Annotated in this window: 20 protein-coding genes; 13 read left to right on the forward strand and 7 right to left on the reverse strand. The window is 69.0% G+C overall.

Going from position 1 to position 24,348, the window contains the following annotated elements:
• Positions 1 to 44 precede the first annotated feature (44 nt).
• The 7 genes from WG924_RS07485 to WG924_RS07515 all read left to right on the forward strand — a co-directional run bounded on the left by WG924_RS07485 (position 45) and on the right by WG924_RS07515 (position 9,123).
• A complete protein-coding gene (locus WG924_RS07485) occupies positions 45 to 1,256 on the forward strand; it encodes an aminotransferase class I/II-fold pyridoxal phosphate-dependent enzyme (RefSeq protein ID WP_345932397.1) in 1,212 nt (403 codons plus the stop codon).
• 84 nt (positions 1,257 to 1,340) lie between these two features.
• The gene (locus WG924_RS07490; RefSeq protein ID WP_345932398.1) at positions 1,341 to 3,803 is read left to right on the forward strand and encodes a DNA translocase FtsK; all 2,463 of its coding nucleotides are present in this window, start codon (positions 1,341 to 1,343) and stop codon (positions 3,801 to 3,803) included.
• Between the two features lie 77 nt (positions 3,804 to 3,880).
• Positions 3,881 to 4,570, forward strand: coding sequence for a LolA family protein (locus WG924_RS07495; protein ID WP_345932399.1), 690 nt, complete (start codon positions 3,881 to 3,883; stop codon positions 4,568 to 4,570).
• A 2-nt stretch (positions 4,571 to 4,572) separates the two neighbouring features.
• Positions 4,573 to 5,973 carry an MATE family efflux transporter gene (locus WG924_RS07500; RefSeq protein WP_345932400.1) on the forward strand — a complete coding sequence of 467 codons (1,401 nt, stop codon included), beginning with the start codon at positions 4,573 to 4,575 and terminating at the stop codon, positions 5,971 to 5,973.
• Between the two features lie 53 nt (positions 5,974 to 6,026).
• Positions 6,027 to 6,815, forward strand: coding sequence for a gamma-glutamyl-gamma-aminobutyrate hydrolase family protein (locus tag WG924_RS07505; protein ID WP_345932401.1), 789 nt, complete (start codon positions 6,027 to 6,029; stop codon positions 6,813 to 6,815).
• A 33-nt stretch (positions 6,816 to 6,848) separates the two neighbouring features.
• Positions 6,849 to 7,466, forward strand: coding sequence for a hypothetical protein (locus tag WG924_RS07510; RefSeq protein WP_345932402.1), 618 nt, complete (start codon positions 6,849 to 6,851; stop codon positions 7,464 to 7,466).
• 244 nt (positions 7,467 to 7,710) lie between these two features.
• Positions 7,711 to 9,123, forward strand: coding sequence for an alanine/glycine:cation symporter family protein (locus tag WG924_RS07515; RefSeq protein WP_345932403.1), 1,413 nt, complete (start codon positions 7,711 to 7,713; stop codon positions 9,121 to 9,123).
• 102 nt (positions 9,124 to 9,225) lie between these two features.
• On the opposite strand, the gene WG924_RS07520 is transcribed toward WG924_RS07515, so the two are convergent.
• Positions 9,226 to 10,452 carry a polyhydroxyalkanoate depolymerase gene (locus tag WG924_RS07520; protein WP_345932404.1) on the reverse strand — a complete coding sequence of 409 codons (1,227 nt, stop codon included), beginning with the start codon at positions 10,450 to 10,452 and terminating at the stop codon, positions 9,226 to 9,228.
• A 436-nt stretch (positions 10,453 to 10,888) separates the two neighbouring features.
• A complete protein-coding gene (locus WG924_RS07525) occupies positions 10,889 to 11,509 on the reverse strand; it encodes an SCO family protein (RefSeq protein WP_345932405.1) in 621 nt (206 codons plus the stop codon).
• 555 nt (positions 11,510 to 12,064) lie between these two features.
• Here WG924_RS07525 and cbiB point away from each other — a divergent pair.
• Entirely contained in the window at positions 12,065 to 13,126 is a 1,062-nt protein-coding gene (gene cbiB / locus WG924_RS07530) for an adenosylcobinamide-phosphate synthase CbiB (protein WP_345932799.1), read from the forward strand.
• A gap of 41 nt (positions 13,127 to 13,167) precedes the next feature.
• Here the strand turns inward: cbiB and WG924_RS07535 are convergent, their stop codons facing one another.
• From WG924_RS07535 to WG924_RS07550, 4 genes are all read right to left on the reverse strand, one after another.
• Complete coding sequence (locus WG924_RS07535) at positions 13,168 to 13,872, reverse strand: lipid-binding SYLF domain-containing protein (RefSeq protein WP_345932406.1); 705 nt, start codon at positions 13,870 to 13,872, stop codon at positions 13,168 to 13,170.
• A gap of 221 nt (positions 13,873 to 14,093) precedes the next feature.
• Positions 14,094 to 14,666 (reverse strand): bifunctional adenosylcobinamide kinase/adenosylcobinamide-phosphate guanylyltransferase, encoded by a 573-nt coding sequence (gene cobU / locus WG924_RS07540; RefSeq protein ID WP_345932407.1) that lies wholly within the window; start codon positions 14,664 to 14,666, stop codon positions 14,094 to 14,096.
• A complete protein-coding gene (locus WG924_RS07545) occupies positions 14,663 to 15,310 on the reverse strand; it encodes a histidine phosphatase family protein (protein ID WP_345932408.1) in 648 nt (215 codons plus the stop codon). Before WG924_RS07545 ends, cobU begins: the two co-directional genes overlap by 4 nt.
• Complete coding sequence (locus WG924_RS07550) at positions 15,301 to 16,137, reverse strand: adenosylcobinamide-GDP ribazoletransferase (RefSeq protein ID WP_345932409.1); 837 nt, start codon at positions 16,135 to 16,137, stop codon at positions 15,301 to 15,303. Before WG924_RS07550 ends, WG924_RS07545 begins: the two co-directional genes overlap by 10 nt.
• Before the next feature lie 232 nt (positions 16,138 to 16,369).
• On the opposite strand from WG924_RS07550, the gene cobT reads away from it, so the two are divergent.
• From cobT to WG924_RS07575, 5 genes are all read left to right on the forward strand, one after another.
• On the forward strand, positions 16,370 to 17,422 hold the full coding sequence (cobT, locus tag WG924_RS07555; protein ID WP_372044891.1) for a nicotinate-nucleotide--dimethylbenzimidazole phosphoribosyltransferase: 1,053 nt from the start codon (positions 16,370 to 16,372) through the stop codon (positions 17,420 to 17,422).
• Between the two features lie 175 nt (positions 17,423 to 17,597).
• Complete coding sequence (locus WG924_RS07560; protein WP_345932410.1) at positions 17,598 to 18,617, forward strand: GGDEF domain-containing protein; 1,020 nt, start codon at positions 17,598 to 17,600, stop codon at positions 18,615 to 18,617.
• A gap of 166 nt (positions 18,618 to 18,783) precedes the next feature.
• Entirely contained in the window at positions 18,784 to 20,862 is a 2,079-nt protein-coding gene (locus tag WG924_RS07565) for a RecQ family ATP-dependent DNA helicase (protein ID WP_345932411.1), read from the forward strand.
• Complete coding sequence (locus WG924_RS07570) at positions 20,859 to 22,172, forward strand: DNA-processing protein DprA (RefSeq protein WP_345932412.1); 1,314 nt, start codon at positions 20,859 to 20,861, stop codon at positions 22,170 to 22,172. Before WG924_RS07565 ends, WG924_RS07570 begins: the two co-directional genes overlap by 4 nt.
• Before the next feature lie 97 nt (positions 22,173 to 22,269).
• Positions 22,270 to 23,094 carry an isocitrate lyase/PEP mutase family protein gene (locus WG924_RS07575; protein WP_345932413.1) on the forward strand — a complete coding sequence of 275 codons (825 nt, stop codon included), beginning with the start codon at positions 22,270 to 22,272 and terminating at the stop codon, positions 23,092 to 23,094.
• A 21-nt stretch (positions 23,095 to 23,115) separates the two neighbouring features.
• On the opposite strand, the gene menC is transcribed toward WG924_RS07575, so the two are convergent.
• Positions 23,116 to 24,225, reverse strand: coding sequence for an o-succinylbenzoate synthase (gene menC / locus WG924_RS07580; protein ID WP_345932414.1), 1,110 nt, complete (start codon positions 24,223 to 24,225; stop codon positions 23,116 to 23,118).
• Positions 24,226 to 24,348 lie beyond the last annotated feature (123 nt).

Below are 24,348 nucleotides of genomic sequence, written 5' to 3' on the forward strand. Positions count from 1 at the left end.
CCACCGCCTTGACAAGCCCCCGGTCAGCAACGGTCGCCCGCTTCATGCTCAATCCCCGGCTCGCAAGCCTCACCGACTATCCGTTCCGCCGGCTGGATGCGCTGCTTTCCGGGCTGACCCCGCCTGCCGGCCGTCCGCCGCTGATGATGTCGCTGGGCGAACCCCAGGCCGGTGCGCCGGACCTGATCAACCGGATCGTCGCCGCAGATCATGACGGGTTCGGCCGCTATCCGGCCGTGGCCGGCACAGTGGCGCTGCGCCGGTCGATGGCCGGCTGGGCCAGCCGGCGCTTCGGTCTGCCCGACGGCTTTCTCGACCCCGAAACCGGCATCCTGGCCGCCGCCGGCACGCGGGAGGCGCTGTTCGCCGCCATTCAGGCGGTGACGCCTGAGCGCAAGGACGGGGCCCGGCCGGTGGTGCTGATGCCCAACCCGTTCTATCAGGTCTATGCCGGCGGGGCTGTGATGGCCGGGGCCGAGCCGGTCTTCGTGCCCGCCACAGCGCAAGATGGCTTCCAGCCCGATCTGGCCGCGGTCGATGCCGGGCTGTGGCGCCGGGCCAGTGCCGCGATCATCTGTTCGCCCGCCAATCCGCAGGGCACGGTGATGCCGGAAGACCGCATGGCGGCGCTGATCGATCTGGCCCGCGCCCATGACGCGGTGCTGATCGCCGATGAATGCTATTCCGAAATCTGGACCGACACGCCGCCGGTGGGGTTGCTGGAGGTTGCGGCCCGCCGCGGGCTTGGTCTCGACAATCTGCTGGTGGTCAATTCGCTGTCCAAGCGATCGGGCGCGCCGGGTCTGCGCGCCGGCTTCATCGCCGGCGACCCGCGGCTGATCGCCGGGCTGCTCAGGATGCGGACCTATTCCACCGGCTTCCTGGCGCCACCGCTGATGGCCGCCGCCACAGCACTCTGGGACGACGAGGACCATGTCGCGGCCGGGCGCGCGCGCTATCGCCAGTGCATGGCCGCCGCCGGCCGCATTCTGGGGCCGGCCTTCGGCTGGCGGGTGCCGGCGGGCGGGTTCTTCGCCTGGACGGATGTCGGCGATGGCGAGGCCGCCGCCCGCAGATTGTGGGCCGAGGCCGGCATCAAGGTGCTGCCCGGCGGCTATATCGCCCGCGACGGCAACCCTGCCCACGGCTTCTCCGCCGACAATCCCGGCGCCCGCTATATCCGCATCGCCCTGGTCCACACACCCGATGTCGTGGAGGATGGGTTGGCCCGTATCGCCCGCACCCTGGCTGGATGAACGCCGGCCAGCCCGCCACCATCGCCCGCCGCCTCGCCCGACCAGCGTCGCACGCATCGCCCCTCCAGTAACGCCCGGAACCCCATGGCCGCACGCTTGACCGGAAACGACCGGACCAACCGCTTCCTGCCCGCCGGCGCCGCGGGTGTGTTCGCACGTCTGGGCGGCGTGGCCGGCGGCCTGTGCGTCGCCGCGGCGGCGCTGTGCCTGATTCTGGCGCTCGCAAGCTATGACCCCACCGACCCGTCGCTGAACAACACCTCGGAATTCCCGCTGGTCAACAACCTGCTGGGGCTGTCGGGGGCCTATTTCGCCGATATGTCGCTGCAGGCCCTGGGGCTGGGGGCGGTGATGCTGCCGCTGGTGATGCTGGGCTGGTCGTGGCGGCTGATGCGCGGCCGCGGTCTGCCGATGCTGTGGCTGAACCTCACCATCCTGCCCGTGGCCCTGGTCACCACCGCCGGCCTTGCCGCCGCCTTCGGCCGGCCCGAGGGCTGGCCGCTGGAAAGCGGGCTGGGCGGTGTCGTCGGCATGCTGCTTTATGCGCGCCTGACCGCCATTATCGGCGTTGGCCCCTATCTGGTCGTCACCCTTGGCCTGACCCTTCTGGGCGGGTTTGCCGCATCGGGCATGGCGCTGGGCGACTGGCAGCGCATCGGCGGCGGCATTGGCGGTGGCATCGCCGCCGGCGCCGGGCTGATCGCCCGTGGTGGTGGCGCGCTGACCCGGCTGGGCCGGCGTGGCGATGACGACGGCGACCCGCGGGCCGCCGCCCGCGACCGCCGCCGCGCCGCCCGCCTCGCCCGCCAGGGCCAGGCCGAGGGCCGTCGCCAGTCGGAGCCGCGCTTCGAGGACGAAGCCCCGCCGCCGCCAGTGGCACGCCGCCGCGAGGCTGTCGTCGCCGAGGCGTCGAGCCCCGATGGGGCCGCCCGCGAGGGAGGCCCGCGCATCGGCGCGCCGCGCCGCAATATCGAGGCCGCCGCCGCCGAGGCCCGCCGCCGCAACCCGCTGGATCTGGACGATGGCGGCAATTACCGGCTGCCGGCGCTGGATCTGCTGGCGCTGGCGCCACGCGGCAGCGGTCAGGGCCAGGATCCGGGCCTGCTGGCCGAACAGGCGCGCGGGCTGGAAAAGGTGCTGGAGGATTACGGCGTCAAGGGCCGGATCGTCGAGGTCCGCCCCGGCCCGGTGGTGACGCTGTTCGAACTGGAACCCGCGCCGGGGATCAAATCCTCACGCGTGATCAGCCTGGCCGACGACATCGCCCGCTCGATGAGCGCCATCTCCGCGCGCGTGGCGGTGATCCCCGGCCGCAACGCCATCGGCATCGAGCTGCCCAATCCCCGGCGAGAGACGGTATATCTGCGCGAACTACTCGCCAGCGAAAGCTATGAGAACACCGCATCCCGGCTGGCGCTGGCGCTGGGCAAGGATATCGGCGGCGTGCCGGTGGTGGCCGATCTGGCGCGGATGCCGCATCTGCTGGTCGCCGGCACCACCGGATCGGGCAAGTCGGTCGCGATCAACACCATGATCCTGTCGCTGCTCTACCGGCTGTCGCCCGATCAGTGCAAGTTCATCATGATCGACCCCAAGATGCTGGAATTGTCGGTTTATGAGGGCATTCCCCATCTGCTGGCACCGGTGGTGACCGAGCCGGGCAAGGCGGTGGTGGCGCTGAAATGGGCGGTGCGCGAGATGGAGGGCCGCTATCGCGCCATGTCCAATCTGGGCGTGCGCAATATCGGTGGTTACAACAAGCGGGTCGCCGAGGCGCGCGATGCCGGCGAGGTGCTGACCCGCACGGTTCAGACCGGGTTCGACGCCGAGACCGGCAAACCGGTCTTCGAGGAACAGGGCCTCGAAACCGAGCCGATGCCCTATATCGTGGTCGTGGTCGACGAAATGGCCGATCTGATGCTGGTCGCGGGCAAGGATATCGAGGCCGCGATCCAGCGTCTGGCGCAGATGGCGCGCGCCGCCGGCATCCACCTGATCATGGCCACCCAGCGGCCCTCGGTCGACGTCATCACCGGCACGATCAAGGCCAATTTCCCCACCCGGATCTCGTTCCAGGTGACCAGCAAGATCGACAGCCGCACCATTCTGGGCGAACAGGGCGCCGAACAGCTGCTGGGCCAGGGCGACATGCTGCACATGGAAGGCGGCGGCCGCATCACCCGTGTGCACGGCCCCTTCGTCTCGGACGAAGAGGTCGAGAAGGTGGTGCGGGCCCTTAAAGAACAGGGGATGCCATCCTACATCGAAGCCGTGACCGACGATCCCGAGCTCGCCCAGTCGACCACCGCCGAGTTGATCGGCAGCGGCGGCGGCGGTGGCGGTGGCGAGGACGACCTGTACGACCAGGCGCTCGCCGTCGTGCTCAGGGAACGCCGGGCCTCGACCAGCTTCATTCAGCGCCACCTCCAGATCGGCTATAACCGGGCGGCGCGGCTGATCGAGCGCATGGAGAATGAAGGCGTCGTCAGCCGGGCCGACCGCACCGGTCGCCGCGAGGTTCTGCTCGGCGAGCAGGGCGCCGACTGAGCGCGCAATCGAGGAGTATCCCCCTGATGTCCGTCCGCAGGCACGCTCACCGCAGCAGCCCCCGGGCTACCAGCCCGATGGCCACCAGCCCCATGGCCGCGCGGGTCGCATCACGACTGGCAGTGCTTGTCATCGCGGCGGCCGCCGCGGCCATCCAGCCGGCAGCCGCCCAGCAGAAGCCGGCAGCGGCGGCAGCAGCCAAGGCGCCGCCACCGCCCGCCGCCGCCAGCGAAGCGCGCCGCGACATCGAACAGGCGGAACGCTATCTGAACAGCTTCCGCCGGCTTCAGTCGCATTTCGTGCAGGTCGCCCCCGATGGCGCCACCTCGGAAGGTACCTTCTATCTGTCGCGGCCCGGCCGGCTCAGGGTCGAATATGATCCGCCGGTCGATCAGCTGATCGTGGCCAACGGCTCGCAACTGATCCATTACGACCGCAAGCTCGACCAGCCCTCCTATATCCCGCTCAGCCAGACCCCGGCCGGGCTGCTCACCCGCGAGACCTTCGATTTCGAGGATCCGCTGCTGGAATTCGGCGGCTATGAGCGGGATGCCGGCGCGTTCTCGATCACCGTGCGCGATGCCAAGAACCCCGATCTGGGGTCGCTCAGCCTGATCTTCACCGACAATCCGGTGGCGCTGCGCCAGTGGGTGGTGACCGATCCGCAGCGCGGCGTCACCCGCGTCACCCTCAGCGATGTCCGGCTCGATCCCACGCTCAACCGTGACCTGTTCGTGTTCAACCGGTTCGACCGCTCGACCAAGTGACGATGACGCCCGCGCAGGCTGCCGCCACCGCCGGACCGGCCGTCACCAGCCGCGCGGTGTGGGCGATCGCCGGGCCGATGATCCTGTCGAACCTGTCGATCGCGGCCCTGGGCGCGGTCGACACCGGCGTTGCCGGACATCTGGGCAGCGCGACACCGCTGGCCGCCGCCGCCATCGGCAGCCAGCTCGTTGCCTATCTGGCCTGGGGCGCCGGCTTCCTCAGGATGAGCACCACGGGCCTTGCCGCCGCCGCCAGCGGTCGCGGCGATCTGGCCGAAGAGGCGGCGGTGCTGTGGCGCGGGCTTGCCGCCGGGCTGATCGCGGCCATCGTGCTGTCGGCGCTGGCGGCCGGATTCCTGGAGCCCCTGATCCGGGTCTTCGGGCCGCCGCCGGCCGTGGCGGCGCTGGCGGGCGAGTATATCCTGATCCGTCTGGCCGGGCTGCCGGCGGCACTGGCGGTATTGGTGCTGGTCGGCTGGTTCGTGGGCCGGGGCGACGCCCGGCTGCCGCTGGCGATGATCCTGGCCACCAATATCGTCAATGCCGGGCTGGATGTGGTGCTGGCGCTGTGGCTGGGCATGGGGCTTGCAGGCGTGGCGCTGGCCAGCGCCATCGCCGAATGGACCGGCTGCCTGATCGGGCTGGCCGCGGCCTTCCGTCATCTGGCGCGCCACCACCGGCTGCGGCCCGACATGGCACGGCTGACCGACTGGCCGGCGCTGGCGCGCTTCGCGCGGGTCAATGGCGATATCTTCGCCCGCACGCTGCTGCTGATCGGCAGCTTCGCGCTGTTCATGAGCCTGGCCGGGCGGCTCGGCACCACCACGCTTGCCGCCACGGCCTTGCTGCTCACCTTCCTCACCATCGCCTCCTATGGCCTGGACGGCATGGCCTATGCGGCCGAAAGCCTGGCCGGCCGGGCGCTTGGGGCCGGCGACATAGCGGGCTTCGACCGGGCGGTGCGGGTCACCGGCCTGTGGACGCTGGGCCTGGGTCTGGTGGCGGCGCTGGCCTTCGCGGTCGGCGGGCCGTGGCTGATCCGGGCGCTGACCGATCTGGCGCCGGTGCGCGCGCTGGCCTTGTCGCTTCTGCCCTATGCGGTGGCGCTGCCGCTGGTCGCCTGGGCCTGTTTCTGGCTCGACGGCGTGTTCATCGGCGCCACCTGGTCGGCTGCCATGCGCGATGCCATGCTGCTTGCCTTCGCAATCCATCTTGGACCGGCGCTGCTTCTGCCCGATATCATGGGGGCGGACGGGTTGTGGATCGCCTTCCTCGGCCTGTTCGCGGCGCGCGGTCTGGCCATGGCCGGCTGGTACACCATCCGCCGCCGGCGCCTGAGATCCGCCCTGCCAGCCACAACCCCTGCGCCCGCCACGTCCACCGCCACCACCACCGCCCGGTGATCACCGGCCTTCGCGCCCTCAACAGGTCAGCACCCGTGTCGCACCCGTCATCCATGTCCGCCCCCATTGTCGGCCGCACCGGCCGGCGCCCGGTGATCGCGGTCACCGCCTGCATCAAGCCGGTGGAAGGCAGCCCCTTCCATGCCGCCGGCATGAAATATGTCGAGGCCGCGGCCGAAGGCGCCGGCGGCATGCCGCTGATCGTGCCGGCGCTGGGCGAGGGCATCGACATCGACCAGCTCCTTGGCATGGTCGACGGCATCCTGGTCACCGGCAGCACCTCGAATGTCGATCCGGCGCTGTATGGTGGTCCGGCGCCGCGGCCCGGCAACAAGGGCGATGCGGCGCGCGATGCCACCACCCTGCCGCTGATCCGCGCGGCGCTGGATCGCGATCTGCCGCTGCTCGCCATCTGCCGGGGCCATCAGGAATTGAACGTGGCGCTGGGCGGCACGCTGCATCAGCATGTCCACGAGGTGCCGGGGATGATGGATCATCGCGACGACGGCACCCGGCCGTGGGAGGAACGCTTCGGTCATGCCCATCCGGTCACGGTGGCGACCGGCGGCATGCTTCAGCGCATCCTGGGCGGCCGGACCACGATGCTGGTCAATTCCCTGCACCATCAGGCGATCGACCGGCTGGCGCCGTCGCTGGTGATCGAGGCCACCGCCGCCGATGGCGTGGTCGAGGCGATGACCCTTCCCGGCCGGCGCTTCGTGCTGGGTGTGCAATGGCATCCCGAGGCGCTGTGGCGCGTCGATGGCAACCATGCCGCCATCCTTCAGGCCTTCGGCGAGGCCGCGGCCGAGCGCGCGGTGTCGCGCCGTGCGGCTGCCTGACCACACCCCCTCCTCATCAGTCCGCAAGGTATCATGCCCCGCATCCCCGACGATTTCGACGACGACGACGAGACCGGCTTCGACCCCGATCATCCGCTGGCCGACCATCCGGCGCTGGCGGCGGTCGCCCGCTTCGCGCGCATGCTGGAGGCGATCCCGTGGTTTCAACGGGTCGGCGACAAGGTCGATGCCGATGATCGTGCCGCGGCCGAAGACTATCTGTCGGCCCTGGGCTTCCCCGGCACCGCCGTGGTGCCGGTCGGCAACTGGATCGAGGCGGCAGATGTCGCCGAAGCCCACGACATGCAGAGCCCGGCCTGGGAAGAGGAGGAACATCTCCGCGCCGTCGCCCATGAAACCGCGCTGGAGCTGACCGACGAGGAGGCGCTGGAGGTGGCGCTGGCCCATGTCGCCCATCAGGCGGCGTCCCTGGTCGGCCCGGCCGCCGTGCTGTCGATGCGGGTCGGCGGGCTGGACGATGAGGCGCTGGCCCGCGCCGCCGCCGGCCATGCGGTGCAGGCCTGCCATCTGGCCGCCCTGGTGCTCGCCGCCGGCTTCGAGGAGGACCACCCCTTCGCGCTCAAATTCCGCCTCTATGAACGCGGCCGCTGGCCGGTCTCGATCACCGGCGACAGCTTCAACCTGTTCTGATCCGCGCCACCGCTCATGGGATGCCAGCCGGCCGGCCGGCTTCTCATGACGCGCACATGATGGTTATATCTCATGACGCGCGCATGACGGTCATGTCTCATGACCCACGCGTGACGCTTATAATGCACGACACAGATGGCGCGACACTGGCAACGGCCTCGCTTCTGCGGTCAAATGATCGGGTCGGGCCAGAAGACCGCGTCAAGCTGAGCCAGAAGCCCGACCTCATGAAAGGTCCGGCCGCATGGACAGCCTTATCAATTTCCTGAACGACATCCTGTGGGGCTATCTGCTGATCTATGGGCTGCTGGCGGTGGGGGTGTTCTTCACCATCCGCCTCGGCTTCGTCCAGATCCGGCATTTCCCCGAAATGTTCCGCGCCGTGCTCGGCTCGGCCGAAGGCGACAAGGCCGGTATCTCGCCCTTTCAGGCATTGTGCACCAGCCTCGCCTCTCGCGTCGGCACCGGCAATCTGGCCGGGGTTGCGGTGGCGCTCTATCTGGGTGGTCCCGGCGCGATCTTCTGGATGTGGATGGTGGCGCTGGTCGGCATGGCCACGGCCTATGCCGAAAGCACCCTCGCCCAGCTCTACAAGACCCGCAATGCCCATGGCCAGTATCGTGGCGGCCCGGCCTTCTATATGGCCAAGGGTCTGCGCGCGCCCTGGGCCGGGCATATCTTCTCGATCTGCCTGATCCTGTCCTTCGGGCTGGTGTTCAACGCGGTTCAGGCCAATTCGATCGCCGAGGCCACCGAAACCGCCTTCGGCATCGACAAGATCTGGGTCGGCATCGCGGTCGCGGCGCTGGCCGGCGTGGTGATCTTCGGCGGCATCCGCCAGATCGCGCGCTGCGCCGAAATCGTCGTGCCGTTCATGGCCGTGGTCTATCTGGGCGTGGCGCTCTATGTCATCGCGGTCAACATCGCCGACCTGCCCGCCGCCATCGGCCTGATCCTGCGCAGCGCCTTCGGGCTTGAACCCGCCGTGGGTGGTGTCGCCGGCGGCGTCGCCGCCGCCATGCTCAACGGCGTCAAGCGCGGGCTGTTCTCGAACGAGGCCGGTATGGGCTCGGCCCCCAACATCGCCGCCGTCGCCACCCCCGATCCGCATCACCCCTCGGCGCAGGGCTTCGTTCAGGCGCTGGGCGTGTTCATCGACACCCTGCTGATCTGCACCGCGACCGCGGTGATGATCCTGCTGTCCGACCGGCTGGTGCCAGGGTCGGGCGTCACCGGCACCCAGCTCACCCAGGAAGCGCTGATCGTGCATATCGGCCCGTTCGGTGCCTATTTCATCGCGATCGCGATCTTCTTCTTCGCCTTCACCAGCATCGTCGGCAACTATGCCTATGCTGAAAACGCCCTGGTGTTCCTGAAGGCCGACAGCACCATCGGCATCAGCATTCTGCGCTGCGGCACGCTGGCCATGGTCGTCTGGGGCGCCTATGAAAGTGTCGGCACGGTGTTCAACGCCGCCGACACCTCGATGGGGCTGATGGCGGTGATCAATCTGGTGGCCATCTGCCTGTTGTCGGGCACGGTCGCCAAGCTGACCCGCGACTATGTCACCCAGCGCCGCACCGCGCCGCCGGTGTTCCACGCCGCCGACTATCCGGAACTCGCCGGTGAGATCGACGAGAAGATCTGGACCCGCTGACCCGATCCGGCACCCCTGATACAAACATGGCCGGCCCCGTCGATGGGGCCGGCCATGTCATGTCACGCTGTGTGTGAGGCAGGGTGGGTGTGAGGCAGGGTATCAGTCGCGGGCGTGGGCACGCATGAACGAGGCGATGCGCGGCTTCACCTGTTCACGCCAGCGGCGACCGTTGAAGATGCCGTAATGGCCGACACCGGCCTGCTCGTAATGGCCATGCATGGCCTCGGGCAGATTGTTGCACAGCAGATGGGTGGCCCGGGTCTGGCCGATGCCCGAGATGTCGTCCAGCTCGCCCTCAACCGTCATCACCGCGGTGCGGGTGATGGCGGCGGGGTCCGCCAGCCGGCCATGAACCATCATCTCCCGCTTGGGCAGCAGGTGGCGCTGGAACACCCGGTCGATGGTCTCAAGATAGTATTCCGCCGGCAGATCCATGACCGAGAGATATTCGTCATAGAAGCTGCGATGGGCATCGGCGCTGTCGCCATCGCCCTCGACCAGATGCTCATACAGCTTCACATGGGCGCCGATATGGCGCTCAAGGTTCATGGTCATGAACCCGGTCAACTGCAGAAAGCCCGGATAGACCCGGCGGCCGATGCCCGGATAGATCCCCGGCACCGAATGGATGACATTGTCCTCGAACCACTTCAGCGGCCGGGTCATCGCCAGTTGGTTGACCTGGGTCGGGCTTTCGCGGGTATCGATCGGCCCGCCCATCAGCGTCATGGTCGCCGGCGCACAGGGGTCGTCGTCGGCATTCATCAACGCCACCGCCGCCAGCACCGGCACCGATGGCTGACACACCGCCATCACATGGGTGCCTTCGCCCAGGTGATGCAGGAAGGCGATGACATACTCGACATAGTCGTCCAGATGGAACGGGCCATCGAACAGCGGCACGTTCCGGGCGTCGGTCCAGTCGGTGATGTAGACGTCGTGATCGGGCAGCAGCGCCTCGACCGTGCCACGCAGCAGGGTGGCGTAATGCCCCGACAAGGGCGCCACCAGCAGCAGCTTCGGATCGTTCAGCCCGGGTGCCTCGCGCTTGAAGTGCAGCAGCTTGCAGAAGGTCAGATCGCTGACGATCTCTTCCACCACCGGCACGGTCCGGCCGTCGATCACGGTATGGTCCAGCCCGAAGGCCGGCTTCTCGTAACGGTCCGTCACCCGTTCCAGCACCTCGGCGGCCGCGGCGATCATGCGGCCATAGGGCGAATAGGACATCGGGTTGAACGGGGAACTGTGAATGCGCTGCGCCGCCCGCGCCATCAAACGGATCGGTGTCACGGTCGCGGCATGCAGTTCATGTAACTGATAGAGCATGACCCCTCGCACGCTGCCCGGCGATCATCATCGATCGTGCCGGTTGCGGCGGCGCCCGCACCTCCCTCGTGGACGGACGCCGTCTGTCACTGTCGAACCTGTCGTCAGTCGGCCCGGTCCATTCCGGGGACCGGGCCCGTCGTCAGGTGTCCACCGGCGCTCTCTGGCGGATTTCCGCCAGTTTCCGGGCTTTTCAGGCCCGCAACGCCGCCCGGGCGGCGCCCGCCGCCAGAGACGTCGCTGGAACGCCACTGTTAAACATCTGTTTCAATTAGGCATTATCCGCCGAAAAAGTAAACGAGTTCCGAAGACGTTGCCGAAAATCCACGACATCGTCCCGGAACGGTCACCCGGCACGCGCAATCCGGCCCGAAATGGGCGGATTTCCGCGGTTCCGTGTCGAAAGAGGGGCCGGGGACACATCTTCATAATCGCGTCACAACCGGGCGCGGATGGCCTCGACCATGGTCTCAGGCGTGTCGCCGCGGCTGAAATGGGTCAGATAGCGGCCTTCGCGGTCCATCAGATAGATGAAGGCGCTGTGGTCGACCAGATAATCGCTGGCGCTGGCGTCGTCGCGGACCGCCTGATAATACACCCGATAGGCCTTGGCGGCGGCGGCGATCTGCTCAGGGGTTCCCATCAGGCCGTTGATGCGGCTGTCGAACAGGGTCAGATGGCGCGCCATCTGGTCGACGGTGTCGCGCTCCGGATCGACGGTGATGAAGACCGGCGCCACCTTGTCGGCGTCGTCGCCCAGCATCTCCAGCGTCGCCGAGATTTTCTGAAGGTCGGTGGGGCACACATCCGGGCAATAGGTGTAGCCAAAATAGACCAGCATCAGCCGGCCGGCATAGGTCTGGTCGGTCACCGCCCGGCCCGACTGATCGGTCAGGGCGAAGGGGCCGCCGATCAGCGCTTCGCCCGATGCCACGCCGCGCGCGCGATCGGCCGACATCTCGGTCCAGCGCAATGCCAGCACGCCGCCGATCGCGATCACCGCGGCAATGGCGATGATCGTCAGCACCGACGGACGGCGGGGGGCCTTCTTCGACATCGGCTGCATCCAGACAAGGCCGGCAACCGCCCCGCAATTTCCCTGAAGGGATCACCCTGTCGGGCGCCAGGGCGGCGGGGGGATGCGGCGGGTGGCGCGGGATGCCATCGGGCCGGACACGGCGGCATGGGCATGGTGAGGGAGACCATGGCCCCATGCGACCCGGCGGCGGCCGGGGTCATCGGGCCGCGCAGGGCTGCCGCCCGGACCCTGGTGAAGCCCGCGCAGGAAAAGCGCTCCGTCATCCCATACCGCCCGGCGCGCGCCGATGCAACCGGCCGTATCTGCGACCGATCGTCGCCACCCCCGGCGACGCGCCGCATGTCCCCGATTCAGACACCGCCCACCCGGATCCGCGCCCACCCGGATCCACGCCCACCCGGATCCACGCCCACCCGGATCCACGATTGACCGCGCGCCGGGGCCAGCCGCACACTCGCCACCAGAGCCCATGCCCGCCGCTCGACCCATGCCCGCCACTCGACCCGCGCCCGCCACTCGAACAGCCACTCCTGCGAATGACTGTCCAGCCATGACCTTGCCGCAACCATGACCATGTCCACCCTTGCCGCCGACCCGGTGCTGCTTGCCGCCATCTTGGGGCCGATCCATGCGCCTGATCCGGGCCTGCTGCTGCTGATCGTGGCGGTGCTCGACGGGTTTCTGGGCGATCCGCCGGGCCTGTGGGCACGGCTGCCGCATCCGGTTGCTCTGATCGGCCGGGCGATCGCGGCGCTGGACCAGCGGCTGAACCGGCCCGAACGCAGCGCCGCCGACCGGGTCCGGCGCGGGGGCCTGACGGTTCTGGTGGTGGTGGGCGCCACGGCGGCAATCGCCTTCGGGCTGCATCTGGTGCTGGCGGTCATCCCCTTCGGCTGGGTGGTCGAGGCCCTGATCGCCACCACCCTGATCGCCCAGAAAAGCCTGTACGAGCATGTCCGCGACGTCGCCGAGGCGCTGGCACAGGACGGGCTGGCCGCCGGCCGCCGCATGGTCGCCCGCATCGTCGGCCGCGACCCCGACAGCCTGGACGAGGCAGGCGTCTCGCGGGCGGCGATCGAAAGTCTGGCCGAGAATTTCTCAGACGGCGTCGTCGCGCCACTGTTCTGGTTCGCGGTGGCAGGGCTGCCGGGCCTCGCCGCCTATAAGGCGATCAACACACTCGACAGCATGATCGGCCATCTCACCCCGCGCCATGCCGATTTCGGCCGGGTGGCGGCACGGCTCGACGATGTCGTGAACTGGCCGGCCGCCCGGCTGGCCGGGCTGCTGATCATTGCAGCCGCCATCATCCCGAGCCCGGGCCAGGCGGCAGCCGGAGATGCCGGCCGCGCCTGGCGGGTGATGCGCCGTGATGCCCGCCGCCACCGCTCGCCCAATGCCGGCTGGCCGGAAGCGGCGATGGCGGGCGCGCTGGGCATCCGGCTGGCCGGGCCGCGCCGCTATGGCACGCAGATGGTGGATGATGCCTGGATGGGCGGTCCGGCGCTGGATGGCAGCGGCGGGGGCCGAACGGATGCGGGCCCGGCCGATATCGACCGGGCCCTCACCCTCTATGTCCGTGCCTGCCTGATCGGGGCGCCGGTTCTGGCGCTGCTGGCGACCCTGCTGGACTGATCGACCCTGCTGGACTGATCGGCGCTGCCCGACCGGGCGGGTCAGCGGCCCGACAGCGTGCTCTTGAGCGTGTCGGCCTTACCGTTCGAGGCATTGCCGCGCAGGATGTTGTCGGCGGTCATCGACTGGCCATAATAGGCGCGGTTCCAATCTTCCTCCGGCACCACCACCGTGCCGTCCAGCGAGGCGCCGCCGAACAGGCCCTTGGCGTTCGAGAACGCGACGATATCGGCATCCATGTTGGTGGTGCTGCTGCCCGAGACCCCCGCGCCGACCGTCGCGACCGCGATCGAGACATCGCCGCCCAGCGTCACCTTATCGGAGAGCAGCTTCTGAAGCCCGCGCTCGGTGCGGACCACGAAAATCGTCTCCGACACCTGCACGCCGGCCTGAAGACCGATGCCGCCCTTGGCGATGTCATAGAACACCGGGCCGGTCCAGCCATTGCTGCCGCGGGCCAGCAGCACGCCGACGCCGCCCTCGCCGCCGATGATGAAGCCGGCTTTGACCAGGCTGGGGGCGATCATCACCGCGCGGGCATTGGCCAGTTGGGCATCGAAATCCTTGCCCTGGGGCGAATTGCGGATCGCGGTGACGGTGGCCGCCGCCTCGTTGACGATCTGCTGCTGATCGCTCGCCTCTTGGGCCTGGGCCGGGGCCACGATCGCCAGCGGCGACATCGCCGCCATGGCGGCGACCGTGAAGACCAGGGAATGACGGCTGTTACGGGTGCGCATGCCGAACATGAATGAAAACTCCTGCGGTGGGTGCCCCGCATGTCGCGGGTCAATGTCTCGTATCGCGGTGCCGGCCTGTATCGCGGTGCCGGGTAGTGAAGATCTGAACGCCACATGCTGCGGCGTCTCAGTTCTGTACATGGGGTGCCGGCCTCAACCGTTGAGGGGCACCGCACCCGGCCCTGTCGGTCCTCACCGTTATGCCACGGCCGCCCGTGACATGGATGCGATCAAGACGCGACCTCTTCGGCACCCAAAGCGGCGCCCTTCATCACAAGCGGCAGGCCGGCCGCCACGAACACCACCCGATCGGCCGCCGCCGCCACCTGCTGGTTCATGCGCCCGGCAAGGTCGCGGAACCGGCGGGCCAGCGCGTTATCGGGCACGATTCCCAAGCCCACCTCGTTCGACACCATCACCACCGGCCGGCCGGCGTCACGGACCGCCTCGACCAGACGTGCGGTTTCCTTGTCCGGATCGCGGTTCAGATGCATCAGCGTCGCCGCCCAGATGGTCAGGCAGTCGAGCAGAACCGCACCGCCAGCAGCCCTGCTCGCCGACGTCATGCCCGCCGCCGCTGCAATCGCGGCCGCCGGATCGTCCGGCGCCTCGATCGTGGTCCAGGCCGGACCGCGATCGGCGACATGACGGGCGATCCGCTCGCGCATCTCGCCGTCGAAGGCCTGTGCCGTCGCCACGTAGACCAGCGGCCCGCCGGCGGCCGCATTCCGGGTCAGGCGCTCGGCCAACGCGCTCTTGCCCGATCGCGCGCCACCCAGCACCAGGGTCAGCCGCGCGGTCATACGCCCGTCTCCCTGTCGTCGCCCGCCGCGACCGCCAGCGGCCGGTTCACACACACCACCCGCCACAGCACCGCGCCATCGGCCATCACGATCCGGTCGATCCGGGTCAGCGACAGTGGGTCGACCACGAAGGCGATGCTCTGTTCAGGCGTCAGCCCCAATGCCTGCGACAGGGCGGCGCGGATCACACCGGCATGGGCCACGACCACAAAGCCGGGGGCCGCCGCCGAGGCATCGCGCGACCGCGTGTCCACCGCCGCCGCCACCCGTGCCATCACCTCGGTGTAGCGTTCCCCGCCCGGCGGGCAGGCGCGGGCCGGCTGGCGCCAGAAGGCGGCATAGACCTCGGGCTCGGCGGTTTCGATCTCGCCATGAACCCGGCCTTCCCAGGCACCGAAATTCTGTTCGGTGAAGGCAGGTTCGATCAGCGCCGGGCGGTCGGGCAGCAGGGCGCCCGCCGTGTCGCGGGCGCGGGCCAGCGGGCTTGCGATCACCATGGCCTGCGGGGGCAGCAGCCGGCGCATGCCGGCCAGGACCGCGGGCGACGGCATGTCCACCGCCGCCTCGCTGGCGCCATGAATGCGGCCATGGGCGGCCACGGCCAGGGCTGCGTGGCGTATCCAGTACCAGCAGGTCACACCCACCACAGCACACCTCCGAAGGCCAGAACCAGACCGGCGATCTCGGCGGTCTGTTGAATGGCGCCATAAACGTCGCCGGTGGCGCCGCCGATCTGGCGCCGGGCGATCATCGCCATCGCCAGCCCGGCCAGCACGGTGCCCGCGATCAGACCGGCCAGCGCCGGCCAGCCCACCGGCCCCAACCCCAGCCGGACCAGTGCCATCGAGACCAGCAGCGTGGCGCCGGCACCGGTCAGCGCCGGCGCCAGCGGGCTTCGCCCGGCGGCATCGGCCAGCCCCGGCCGGCTGCGCCGGGCCATCGGCATCGCGGTCATGGCCACCGCCACGGCCACCCGCGACAGCCCGCCCGCCGCGATCACCAGGGCGGCGGCCCCCCATCCCAGCGGCGCCAGTGCCGCCAGCACCGCCGCCCGCAGGCCGAATGACAGGATCAGCGCCGATGCCCCGAAGGTGCCGACCCTGCTGTCCTTCATGATGACCAGCTTGGCCTCGCGGTCATGGCCGCCGCCGAAGCCGTCGGCGACGTCGGCCAGCCCGTCTTCATGGATCAGCCCGCCGGCCAGCGCGGCCGCGATCAGCGCCACGAAGGCGGCGATCCAGCGGTCGGCGATCAGCTCGGTCATGCCCGCCAGCGCCAGCCCGGTGATCGCCCCCATCACCAGCCCCGCCGGCCCCAGCCAGCCCACGAAGCGGGCGGCCGGCTGCAAGCCGTGCGGCGCCGGCACCGGCAGCCGCGACACCAGCCCCAGGGCCAGCCACAGCCCGTCCAGCGGCCGCGGTGGCGGCTCAGGCGGTGGGGCGGGTGCGGGCAACGGGTCGGAGGGTGACATGGCGGATCTTCCACAGGGGCGCCACCTGTTCGGCAGCACCGGGCCCAATATCCTCGCAACGATAGCCGCGGCGGCGGCGGCGGGCCAGTTTTGCGGCCGGCGACCCGGCATCATGATCGGCCGGGCTTGACCCGCGCGCGCCGGCACCGCATCGTTCGGCGCACAGCTTCTGTCTCGACCGTTCCGCCGGCGCTGCCCCGGGCACGCCCGCCATTGCAAGGATGATCCCGCCGTGGCCGCCGATCGTACCGCCGCCCAACCCCCCGTCATTCCCTTCGCCGATCTGGCGGGTGTGGCCGATCTCGTCCGCGCCTTCCCCGGCCCCGATGACGAGGCGGCGGAACGGGCACGGGCACGGGACGCCGAGTTGACCAAGCCCGCCGGCGCGCTGGGCCGGCTTGAGGAACTGGCCGTGTGGGTGGCAGCCTGGCAGGCGGCCCATCCGCCCCGCGCCGCCCGGCCGCTGGCCTGCGTCTTTGCCGGCAATCACGGCATCGCCGCGCGCGGCGTCTCGGCCTATCCGGCCTCGGTCACCGAGCAGATGGTGGCGAATTTCGTCGAGGGCGGGGCGGCGGTGAACCAGCTCTGCCGCAATGTCGGCGCCGGGCTCAGCGTCTATGAGATGGGGCTTGAAACCCCCACCGCCGATTTCACCACCGCCCCGGCGCTGACCGATAGCGAGGTTCTGCGCGCCATCGCCTTCGGCATGCGCGCGGTCGAACCCGGCATCGACATTCTGTGCCTCGGCGAAATGGGCATCGGCAATACCACCGCCGCGGCAGCCATGGCCGCCGCCCTGTTCGGCGGCACCGGCACCGACTGGGCGGGGCCCGGCACCGGCGTCAATGCCGATGGCCTCGCCACCAAGGCCGCGGTGATCGATCAGGCCCTGACCTTTCACGGCGCGGCGCTTGCCGATCCGCTTGAGGTGCTGCGCCGGCTGGGTGGCCACGAGCTTGCCGCCATCGCTGGTGCCGTGATGGCGGCGCGCATGCTGCGGGTGCCGGTGCTGCTCGACGGCTTCGCCTGCACCGCCGCCGCCGCCGTGCTGTGGAAGGTCGACCCTGCCGCCCTCGATCACTGCAAGGTCGCCCATATGTCGCGGGAGCCGGGCCATCGCCGGCTGGTCGGCGCCATCGGCCAGCGGCCGCTGCTCGACCTGGACATGGCGCTGGGCGAGGCCTCGGGCGCGGTGCTGGCCTCCGGGCTGGTCCAGGCGGCGGTCGCCGCCCATAACGGCATGGCGACCTTCGCCGAGGCCGGCGTCTCGACGCGTGAGGCGTAAGGCGTGTTGCGTGACGAGCCATGGCGGGGCGTGAGAAACGCGCTTCGCGGTGCAGCACGTTAACCACTTTTCAATCATTGTTGCGATACGCTTCAGGGTGATCTGAAAGAACCGGTCTGCGGCGGCGATTGCCGCATGACCTGGTTTCAACGTGCTGCAGACGTCGGAGGGGCGCGTGGAATACGCGGAGCGGACTGAACGGTCGGAAACCCACGCTCAGGCCGCACTCAGACTACTCGAACAGCACAAAATTGCCCCAAATCCGATCAATTTCACTGTCGCCTATGTCCATGATTCGGGTCGCGATCCCGAATTGAGCCGCATGCTGAACGCGGTTCTGGCCGAGGGTGGCAGCCTGAACGCCGATATGGTGCGTGAAGCGTTCGAGCGTCATTTCGGACTGGCGCGCGAGGCACAGGTGGTCCGCGAAGGTGGCGCCCGGCTGGCGGCCGAGGCCGAGCGCGCGCTGGGCGCGGCGGAAAGCGCGCAGTCGGCACTTGGTATCGCCGCCGACGAGGCAGCCCGACTGGCCGAACGGCTGGACCGCGGTGAAGGCACCGATCCGCGCCGGCTGGCCGATGCCGCCCGCGCGCTGGCCATGCTTGCCCGCAAGACCGCCCAGCGCACCGACGCCGCCGCCCGCAGCCTGGACGCGGCCACCGACCAGATCGGCGGCGTGCGCCGCGACCTCGACCGGGTGCGGCGCGAACTGGCAACCGACGGGCTGACCGGCCTTGCCAACCGCCGGCATTTCGAACGCCGGCTGGCCGAAGAGGCGGCACTTGCCCGTGACACCGGCGATCCGCTGACCGTGATGCTGGTCGATGTCGAAGGCTTCGACGTCATCGCCGCCAGCCATGGCATCGGCATCGGCGATCAGGTGCTGCGGCTGGTGGGCAAAACCCTGGCCGATGGCGTGCGCGGCCGCGACGTCGCCGCCCGCTTCGGCCCCGAACGCTTCGCGGTCGCCCTGCCCCACACCACCGAGGCCGAGGCGGCGGCGATTGCCGATCAGATCCGCAGCATCGTCGCCGGCCGCCGGATCGTGCGCCGCGACAATCGCGAGCCGATCGGCCGCATCGCCCTGAATGTCGGCCGCGCCACCCTGCAGCCGGGCGAGGAGATCGGCCACCTGATCGGCCGTGTCGAAGCCATGCTCGACAGCACGGCCCGCCGCGCGCGCCCCGGGCGCTGACATCTCCCCGGCCATCCGCCAGGCCGGCATGCCTGAGGATCACCGCTTGCATGTCGCCGGATTCGGGTTTTAATTGACACATCACTTGACGCTGCGCGGCGTTGAGAGCGCCGTCGAGGCGTCGGGGTATCGCTCACCCGGCACATCCAAGGGGAGAGCGATGCCCGTGGCCTATGATCCGGAACGCGCGCTGGCGCTTCTCCGCATCGGTTCCGGACGGGCTGATGCCGGATTTCGCGACGGACAGGACAAGGCGATCCACCACATCGTCGATGGCCGTGGCCGCCTGCTGGTCGTTCAGAAGACCGGATGGGGCAAGAGCTTCGTCTATTTCATCGCGACGAAGCTGCTGCGCGAGCAGGATCTTGGCCCTGTGCTTCTGGTCTCGCCGCTGCTGGCGCTGATGCGGAACCAGATCGCGGCGGCGGAACGCATGGGCCTGCGCGCCGCCACGATCAACTCCGACAATGTCGACGACTGGAATCAGGTTGAAGCCAGACTGGCGCGTGACGAGGTCGATATTCTGCTGATCTCGCCCGAGCGTCTGGCGAATGAACGCTTCCGCACGCGGGTTCTGGCCGGCATCGCCGCGCGGATCTCGATGCTGGTGATCGACGAGGCGCATTGCATCTCCGACTGGGGCCATGACTTCCGCCCGCATTATCGCCTGCTTGAGCGGATCGTCAGAACGCTGCCGCCCAATCTGCGGCTGCTTGCCACCACGGCGACCGCCAACAATCGGGTGATGGAGGATCTTGCCGCCGTCCTCGGCCCTGGTCTTGATGTCTCGCGTGGCGACCTGAACCGGACCTCGCTCTCGCTCCAGACCATCCCCCTGCCCAGCCAGGCCGAAAGGCTCGCATGGCTGGCGCGACAACTGGCGACGCTGCGGGGCCACGGCATCATCTATGCGCTGACGGTGCGCGACGCCAATCAGGTCGCCCTCTGGCTGAAGACCAGGGGCTTCAATGTCGAGGCCTATACGGGCGAGACCGGCGACCGCCGGCCGGATCTGGAACAGGCGCTGCTCGACAACCGGGTCAAGGCGCTGGTCGCCACCACCGCGCTGGGCATGGGCTATGACAAGCCCGATCTGGCCTTCGTCATTCATTATCAGACGCCGGGCTCGGTGGTCGCGTATTACCAGCAGGTGGGGCGGGCCGGACGCGCGCTCGACAAGGCCTATGCCGTGCTGCTCAGCGGCCGGGAAGAGGCGGACATCACCGGCTGGTTCATCCAGAGCGCCTTCCCGAGCCGCCGGGAGGTCGCCTATGTTCTGGACGCGTTGGAGGACGCCGAGGATGGTCTGTCGGTTCCCGACCTGCTCGCCCGGGTCAATCTGAGCAAAGGGCGGGTGGAGCGGACGATCGCGCTGCTCTCCCTCGAATCCCCGGCACCGATCGCCAGACAGGGCAGCCGCTGGCAGTTGACCGCGGCCACGCTCGGCGAGGCATTCTGGGCGCGTGCCGAGCGGCTGACCAACCTGCGGCATGTTGAGCAGCGGCAGATGCAGGACTATGTCCGCCTGCCGTTCGGCGCCCATATGGCCTTTCTGATCAAGGCGCTCGACGGCGATCCGGGCCAGATCGAGCCGCCGGTGCTGCCGCCATTACCCACGGATGTGGACGAGACGCTGGTTCGCGAGGCCGTCGCGTTTCTCCGGCGCACCAGCCTGCCCATCCCACCCCGCAAGAAATGGCCCGATGGCGGCATGCCCGGATATCGCGTCCGGGGAAACATCGCCGCCTCCCGCCAGATGCAGCCGGGAAAGGCGCTGTGCGTCTGGGGCGATGCCGGCTGGGGCGGGCTGGTGCGGCATGGCAAATACCGCGACCGCCGGTTTGCCGACGATCTGGTCGCGGCCTGCGTGCGGATGATCCTCGACTGGAACCCGCAGCCCCGGCCGGCCTGGGTCACCTGCGTTCCGTCGCTGCGCCATCCCGATCTGGTTCCGGATGTCGCGAAACGTCTGGCGGATGCCCTGAGTTTGCCCTTTCATGCCGTCCTTGCGAAAACCGATGACAGACCCGAACAGAAAACCATGGCGAACAGTACTCAACAGGCGCGCAATATCGATGGCTCGCTGGCGCTGAACGGTCAACCGGTGCCCAAGGGGCCGGTGATCCTGGTCGATGACATGGTGGATTCACGCTGGACGCTAGCCATCGCCGCATGGCTGCTGCGCGGGGCTGGAAGCGGTGAGGTCTGGCCACTGGCCCTCTCTCAAACGGGGCATGAGGAATGACGCCGAGCCTGTCCCTCAACACCCGGGCGATCCTGCTGCTGACAGCACCCTTGCTCGCCGGGCGCGGCGCATCGTCGCCCGACCTGCTCTCGCCCGGGGAATACAAGCGCATCGCCCGCCACCTGCGGGAGTTGAAGCACCAGCCCGCCGACCTCGTGGCACCCGACGCGGCCGATCTGCTGCTCGCCTGTCAGCCCGTGATCGACGATGCCCGCCTGCGACGCCTGCTGGACCGTGGCTTTCTTCTGAGCCAGGTCATGGAGCGCTGGCAGGCGCGCGCGATCTGGGTGGTCAGCCGCGCCGACGCCGGCTATCCCCGCCGGCTGAAGGCCCGGCTGCGGGAAGATGCTCCGGCGGTCATCTATGGCTGCGGCGACATGGCCCTGCTGGAGGCGGGCGGTCTCGCCGTGGTCGGGTCACGCCATGTCGATGACCGGTTGATCGACGAGACGATGGCCGTGGGTGGCCTCGCGGCCAGGGCGGGCCGCGCGCTTGTATCGGGCGGTGCCAGAGGGATCGATCAGGCAGCCATGCGCGGGGCGCTTGACGCTGGTGGCAGGGTCAGCGGTGTGCTCGCCGACAGCCTTGAGAAGACCACCATGAACCGCGAGTACCGCAACCTGCTGCTCGATGGCCAGTTGGTGCTGATTTCGCCCTATGATCCCGGCGCGGGCTTCAATGTCGGGCATGCCATGCAGCGCAACAAGCTGATCTATGCCCTGGCCGATGCGGCGCTGGTCGTCAGTTCCGATCTCAACAAGGGTGGCACCTGGGCCGGGGCTGTCGAACAGTTGGACAAGCTCAACTTCGTGCCGGTCTATGTTCGATCGACCGGCGAGCCCTCCGCCGGGCTCGATGGCCTGCGCCGGAAGGGGGCGCTCTCCTGGCCCGATCCCCACGACGCGGACGCTCTCAAGGGCCTGCTCGACAACGTCCCGCCGGTTCCGGCGCCGGCGCCGCCAACAGACCGCGCGCTGTTTCCTGGCGGCGAACCGGCGCCGTCCGGGGACCGGCCAACCGTGCAGGAACCAGTCGTGCGGGAACCAGTCGTGCGGGAACCAGTCGTACAGGAAGCGGTCACGCCGGAACCGGTCGCGCCAAGCCCCGCCGATATGCTGTTCGCGACCGTCCGCGCGGTGATCCCGCCGCTGCTGACGGCGCCGAGGACGGATGCCGAGATCGCCACCGCGCTGAACGTGTCCAACGCGCAGGCCAAGGCGTGGCTGTCACGGCTGGTCGACGACGGCGTGATCGAGAAGCGGAAGAAGCCCACGGGCTATGTCGTCAGACAATCCAGCCTGTTCAGGTGACCAGCCGTCACGGTCGACGCAGTTTGTTCTTTATTCGTTCCTGAATGCCCGGCATGCTGGCGCCATCCAAGACAGCCCCGGTCCGGGAGACAGGTTCATGACAGACAAAGGCCATGCCTTCAGGCAGTTGCACCAGCGTGACGGCGCCTTCATCATTCCCAACCCCTGGGATGTCGGCACCGCGCGGATGCTGGCGGCGCTGGGCTTTCCGGCGCTGGCCACCACCAGCGCCGGCATGGCGTTCCAGGCCGGTGTGGCCGAGGGGCGGACATCCCCCGACGCGGTTCTGCGCCATTGCCGCATGCTGGTCGAGGCAACCCCGCTGCCGGTTTCGGCCGATCTTGAGAAAGGCTTCGGCGACAGCCCCGAAAGCGCCGCCGACACCATCAGAGCCGCCGCTGAAACCGGGCTCGCGGGGTGTTCGCTGGAAGACCATACCGGCGATCCCGGCCGGCCGATCTATGACGCGGTGCTTGCGGTTGAACGGATCGCCGCCGCCGCCGAGGCCAGCCGGGCACTCGATCATGATTTCGTGCTGACCGCGCGCTGCGAGAACTTCATGTGGGGCCGCACGGATCTTGACGACACCATCCGGCGGCTGCAGGCCTATGAGCAGGCGGGCGCCGATGTGCTCTATGCGCCGGGCCTGCGCGACCTCGACACCATCCGTCTGGTCTGTCAGGCGGTGTCGGTGCCGGTCAATGTGGTGATGGGGCTGCCCGGCGCCACCTTCAGTGTCGAGCAGCTCGCCGACGTCGGCGTCAAACGGATCAGCACCGGCTCGGCGCTGGCACGGCTGGCCTATGGCGCGGTCGCGGCCGCGGCGCGCGAGATGCGATCCACCGGCACATTCCGTTTTTCGGAACAGGCGATGGGTTTCGCCGAGCTGGAAGGCTTCTTCACCGGCAAGACCACGGCCTGAGCGGCCGCGCACGCCACCGGGTCAGTCGCCGATCCGCAGCACCCGTGTCGTATAGCGCGACAGCCGCTCGGCATCGGGGACCGTGCCGATGCCGGGCGCATCCAGCGGCGCCACCATGCCCGGCGCCACCAGATCGACCTCGGTGGCGGTGATGTCGGGGCGGAAATAGCGCGCGCTCTCCGCCACGTCGGAGGCATAGGTCATGCCCGGCAGGGTGGCGAGGGCGATATTGGTCCAGCGGCCGACGCCGGTTTCGAATTTGGCGCCGGTGAAGCAGCCGATGCCGGCCGCCATCAGCCGGTCGTGCATCGCCCGCGCGGCGGTCAGCCCGCCGACCCGGCCGACCTTCAGGTTCACCGCCCGCGCGCCGCGGCGGTCGAGCAACTCGTCCACATCCTCCATCGTATGGATGCTCTCATCCAGGCAGATCGTGGTGTCCAGCCGCGCCTGGAGGGTGGCATAGGCTTTCCAGTTATGGGCCGCCAGCGGCTGTTCCAGCAGCATCAGCCCGAAGCGGTCGAAATCCGACAGATGGTCCAGTGCCTCGGGGCCATAGGCGCCATTGGCATCGGCCAGCACCGGCATTTCGGGCAGCTCCGCCTTCAGCGCCGCCAGCGGCACCGTGTCCCAGCCGGGTTTGATCTTCACCTTCACCCGGTGATAGCCGGCCTCCATCGCCCGCCTTGCGGCAGCCACCAGCTCGCCGGCATCGCCGGTCACGCCAATCGTGGCGCTGGCCTTCACCGGCCGCAGGCTGCCGCCAATCGCCACCGCCAGCGGCAGCCGGTCGCGGCGCGCGATCAGGTCGTGCAGGGCCACTTCCAGCGCCGCGATGGTCTCGACATGGCCGCTGATGTCGCGGAACCGGTCGAGCATGTCGGCCGGACCGTCAACGTCGGTGCCGACCAGCATCGGCGCCAGATGGCGTTCGATGATCGTCCAGGCGGTCTCGATCGTCTCGTAATGATAGAAGGGCGCCTCCATCGCGGTGCACTCGCCCCAGCCCGACAGCCCTTCGGCGCGGATTTCCACCAGCAGCTTGGTCCAGCGCTCCATACGCTGCCAGCGATTGGCGAACGGCGCCGCCATCGGCGGCGAGACGAAACGCAGGACGATGCCGTCGATCCGCATGGTGAACCACTCCTCAATCATTGATTGAGGGATGATAGCGACTCACAACTTTCAATCCAATGTTGAATATTATCGAACCCATCCGCCCCGGAGCGATAACGCGGCCGGGGCGGATGGTCCCGG

Origin of the sequence: Tistrella arctica, assembly GCF_039630945.1 — a bacterium.
Classification (GTDB): domain Bacteria; phylum Pseudomonadota; class Alphaproteobacteria; order Tistrellales; family Tistrellaceae; genus Tistrella; species Tistrella bauzanensis.

Coding starts and splice junctions, on each gene's coding strand:
- WG924_RS07485 (WP_345932397.1), top strand. CDS start 45: ATGCTCAATCCCCGGCTCGCAAGCCTCACCGACTATCCGTTCCGCCGG.
- WG924_RS07490 (WP_345932398.1), top strand. CDS start 1,341: ATGGCCGCACGCTTGACCGGAAACGACCGGACCAACCGCTTCCTGCCC.
- WG924_RS07495 (WP_345932399.1), top strand. CDS start 3,881: ATGGCCACCAGCCCCATGGCCGCGCGGGTCGCATCACGACTGGCAGTG.
- WG924_RS07500 (WP_345932400.1), top strand. CDS start 4,573: ATGACGCCCGCGCAGGCTGCCGCCACCGCCGGACCGGCCGTCACCAGC.
- WG924_RS07505 (WP_345932401.1), top strand. CDS start 6,027: ATGTCCGCCCCCATTGTCGGCCGCACCGGCCGGCGCCCGGTGATCGCG.
- WG924_RS07510 (WP_345932402.1), top strand. CDS start 6,849: ATGCCCCGCATCCCCGACGATTTCGACGACGACGACGAGACCGGCTTC.
- WG924_RS07515 (WP_345932403.1), top strand. CDS start 7,711: ATGGACAGCCTTATCAATTTCCTGAACGACATCCTGTGGGGCTATCTG.
- WG924_RS07520 (WP_345932404.1), bottom strand. CDS start 10,452: ATGCTCTATCAGTTACATGAACTGCATGCCGCGACCGTGACACCGATC.
- WG924_RS07525 (WP_345932405.1), bottom strand. CDS start 11,509: ATGTCGAAGAAGGCCCCCCGCCGTCCGTCGGTGCTGACGATCATCGCC.
- cbiB (WP_345932799.1), top strand. CDS start 12,065: ATGTCCACCCTTGCCGCCGACCCGGTGCTGCTTGCCGCCATCTTGGGG.
- WG924_RS07535 (WP_345932406.1), bottom strand. CDS start 13,872: ATGTTCGGCATGCGCACCCGTAACAGCCGTCATTCCCTGGTCTTCACG.
- cobU (WP_345932407.1), bottom strand. CDS start 14,666: ATGACCGCGCGGCTGACCCTGGTGCTGGGTGGCGCGCGATCGGGCAAG.
- WG924_RS07550 (WP_345932409.1), bottom strand. CDS start 16,137: ATGTCACCCTCCGACCCGTTGCCCGCACCCGCCCCACCGCCTGAGCCG.
- WG924_RS07570 (WP_345932412.1), top strand. CDS start 20,859: ATGACGCCGAGCCTGTCCCTCAACACCCGGGCGATCCTGCTGCTGACA.
- WG924_RS07575 (WP_345932413.1), top strand. CDS start 22,270: ATGACAGACAAAGGCCATGCCTTCAGGCAGTTGCACCAGCGTGACGGC.
- menC (WP_345932414.1), bottom strand. CDS start 24,225: ATGCGGATCGACGGCATCGTCCTGCGTTTCGTCTCGCCGCCGATGGCG.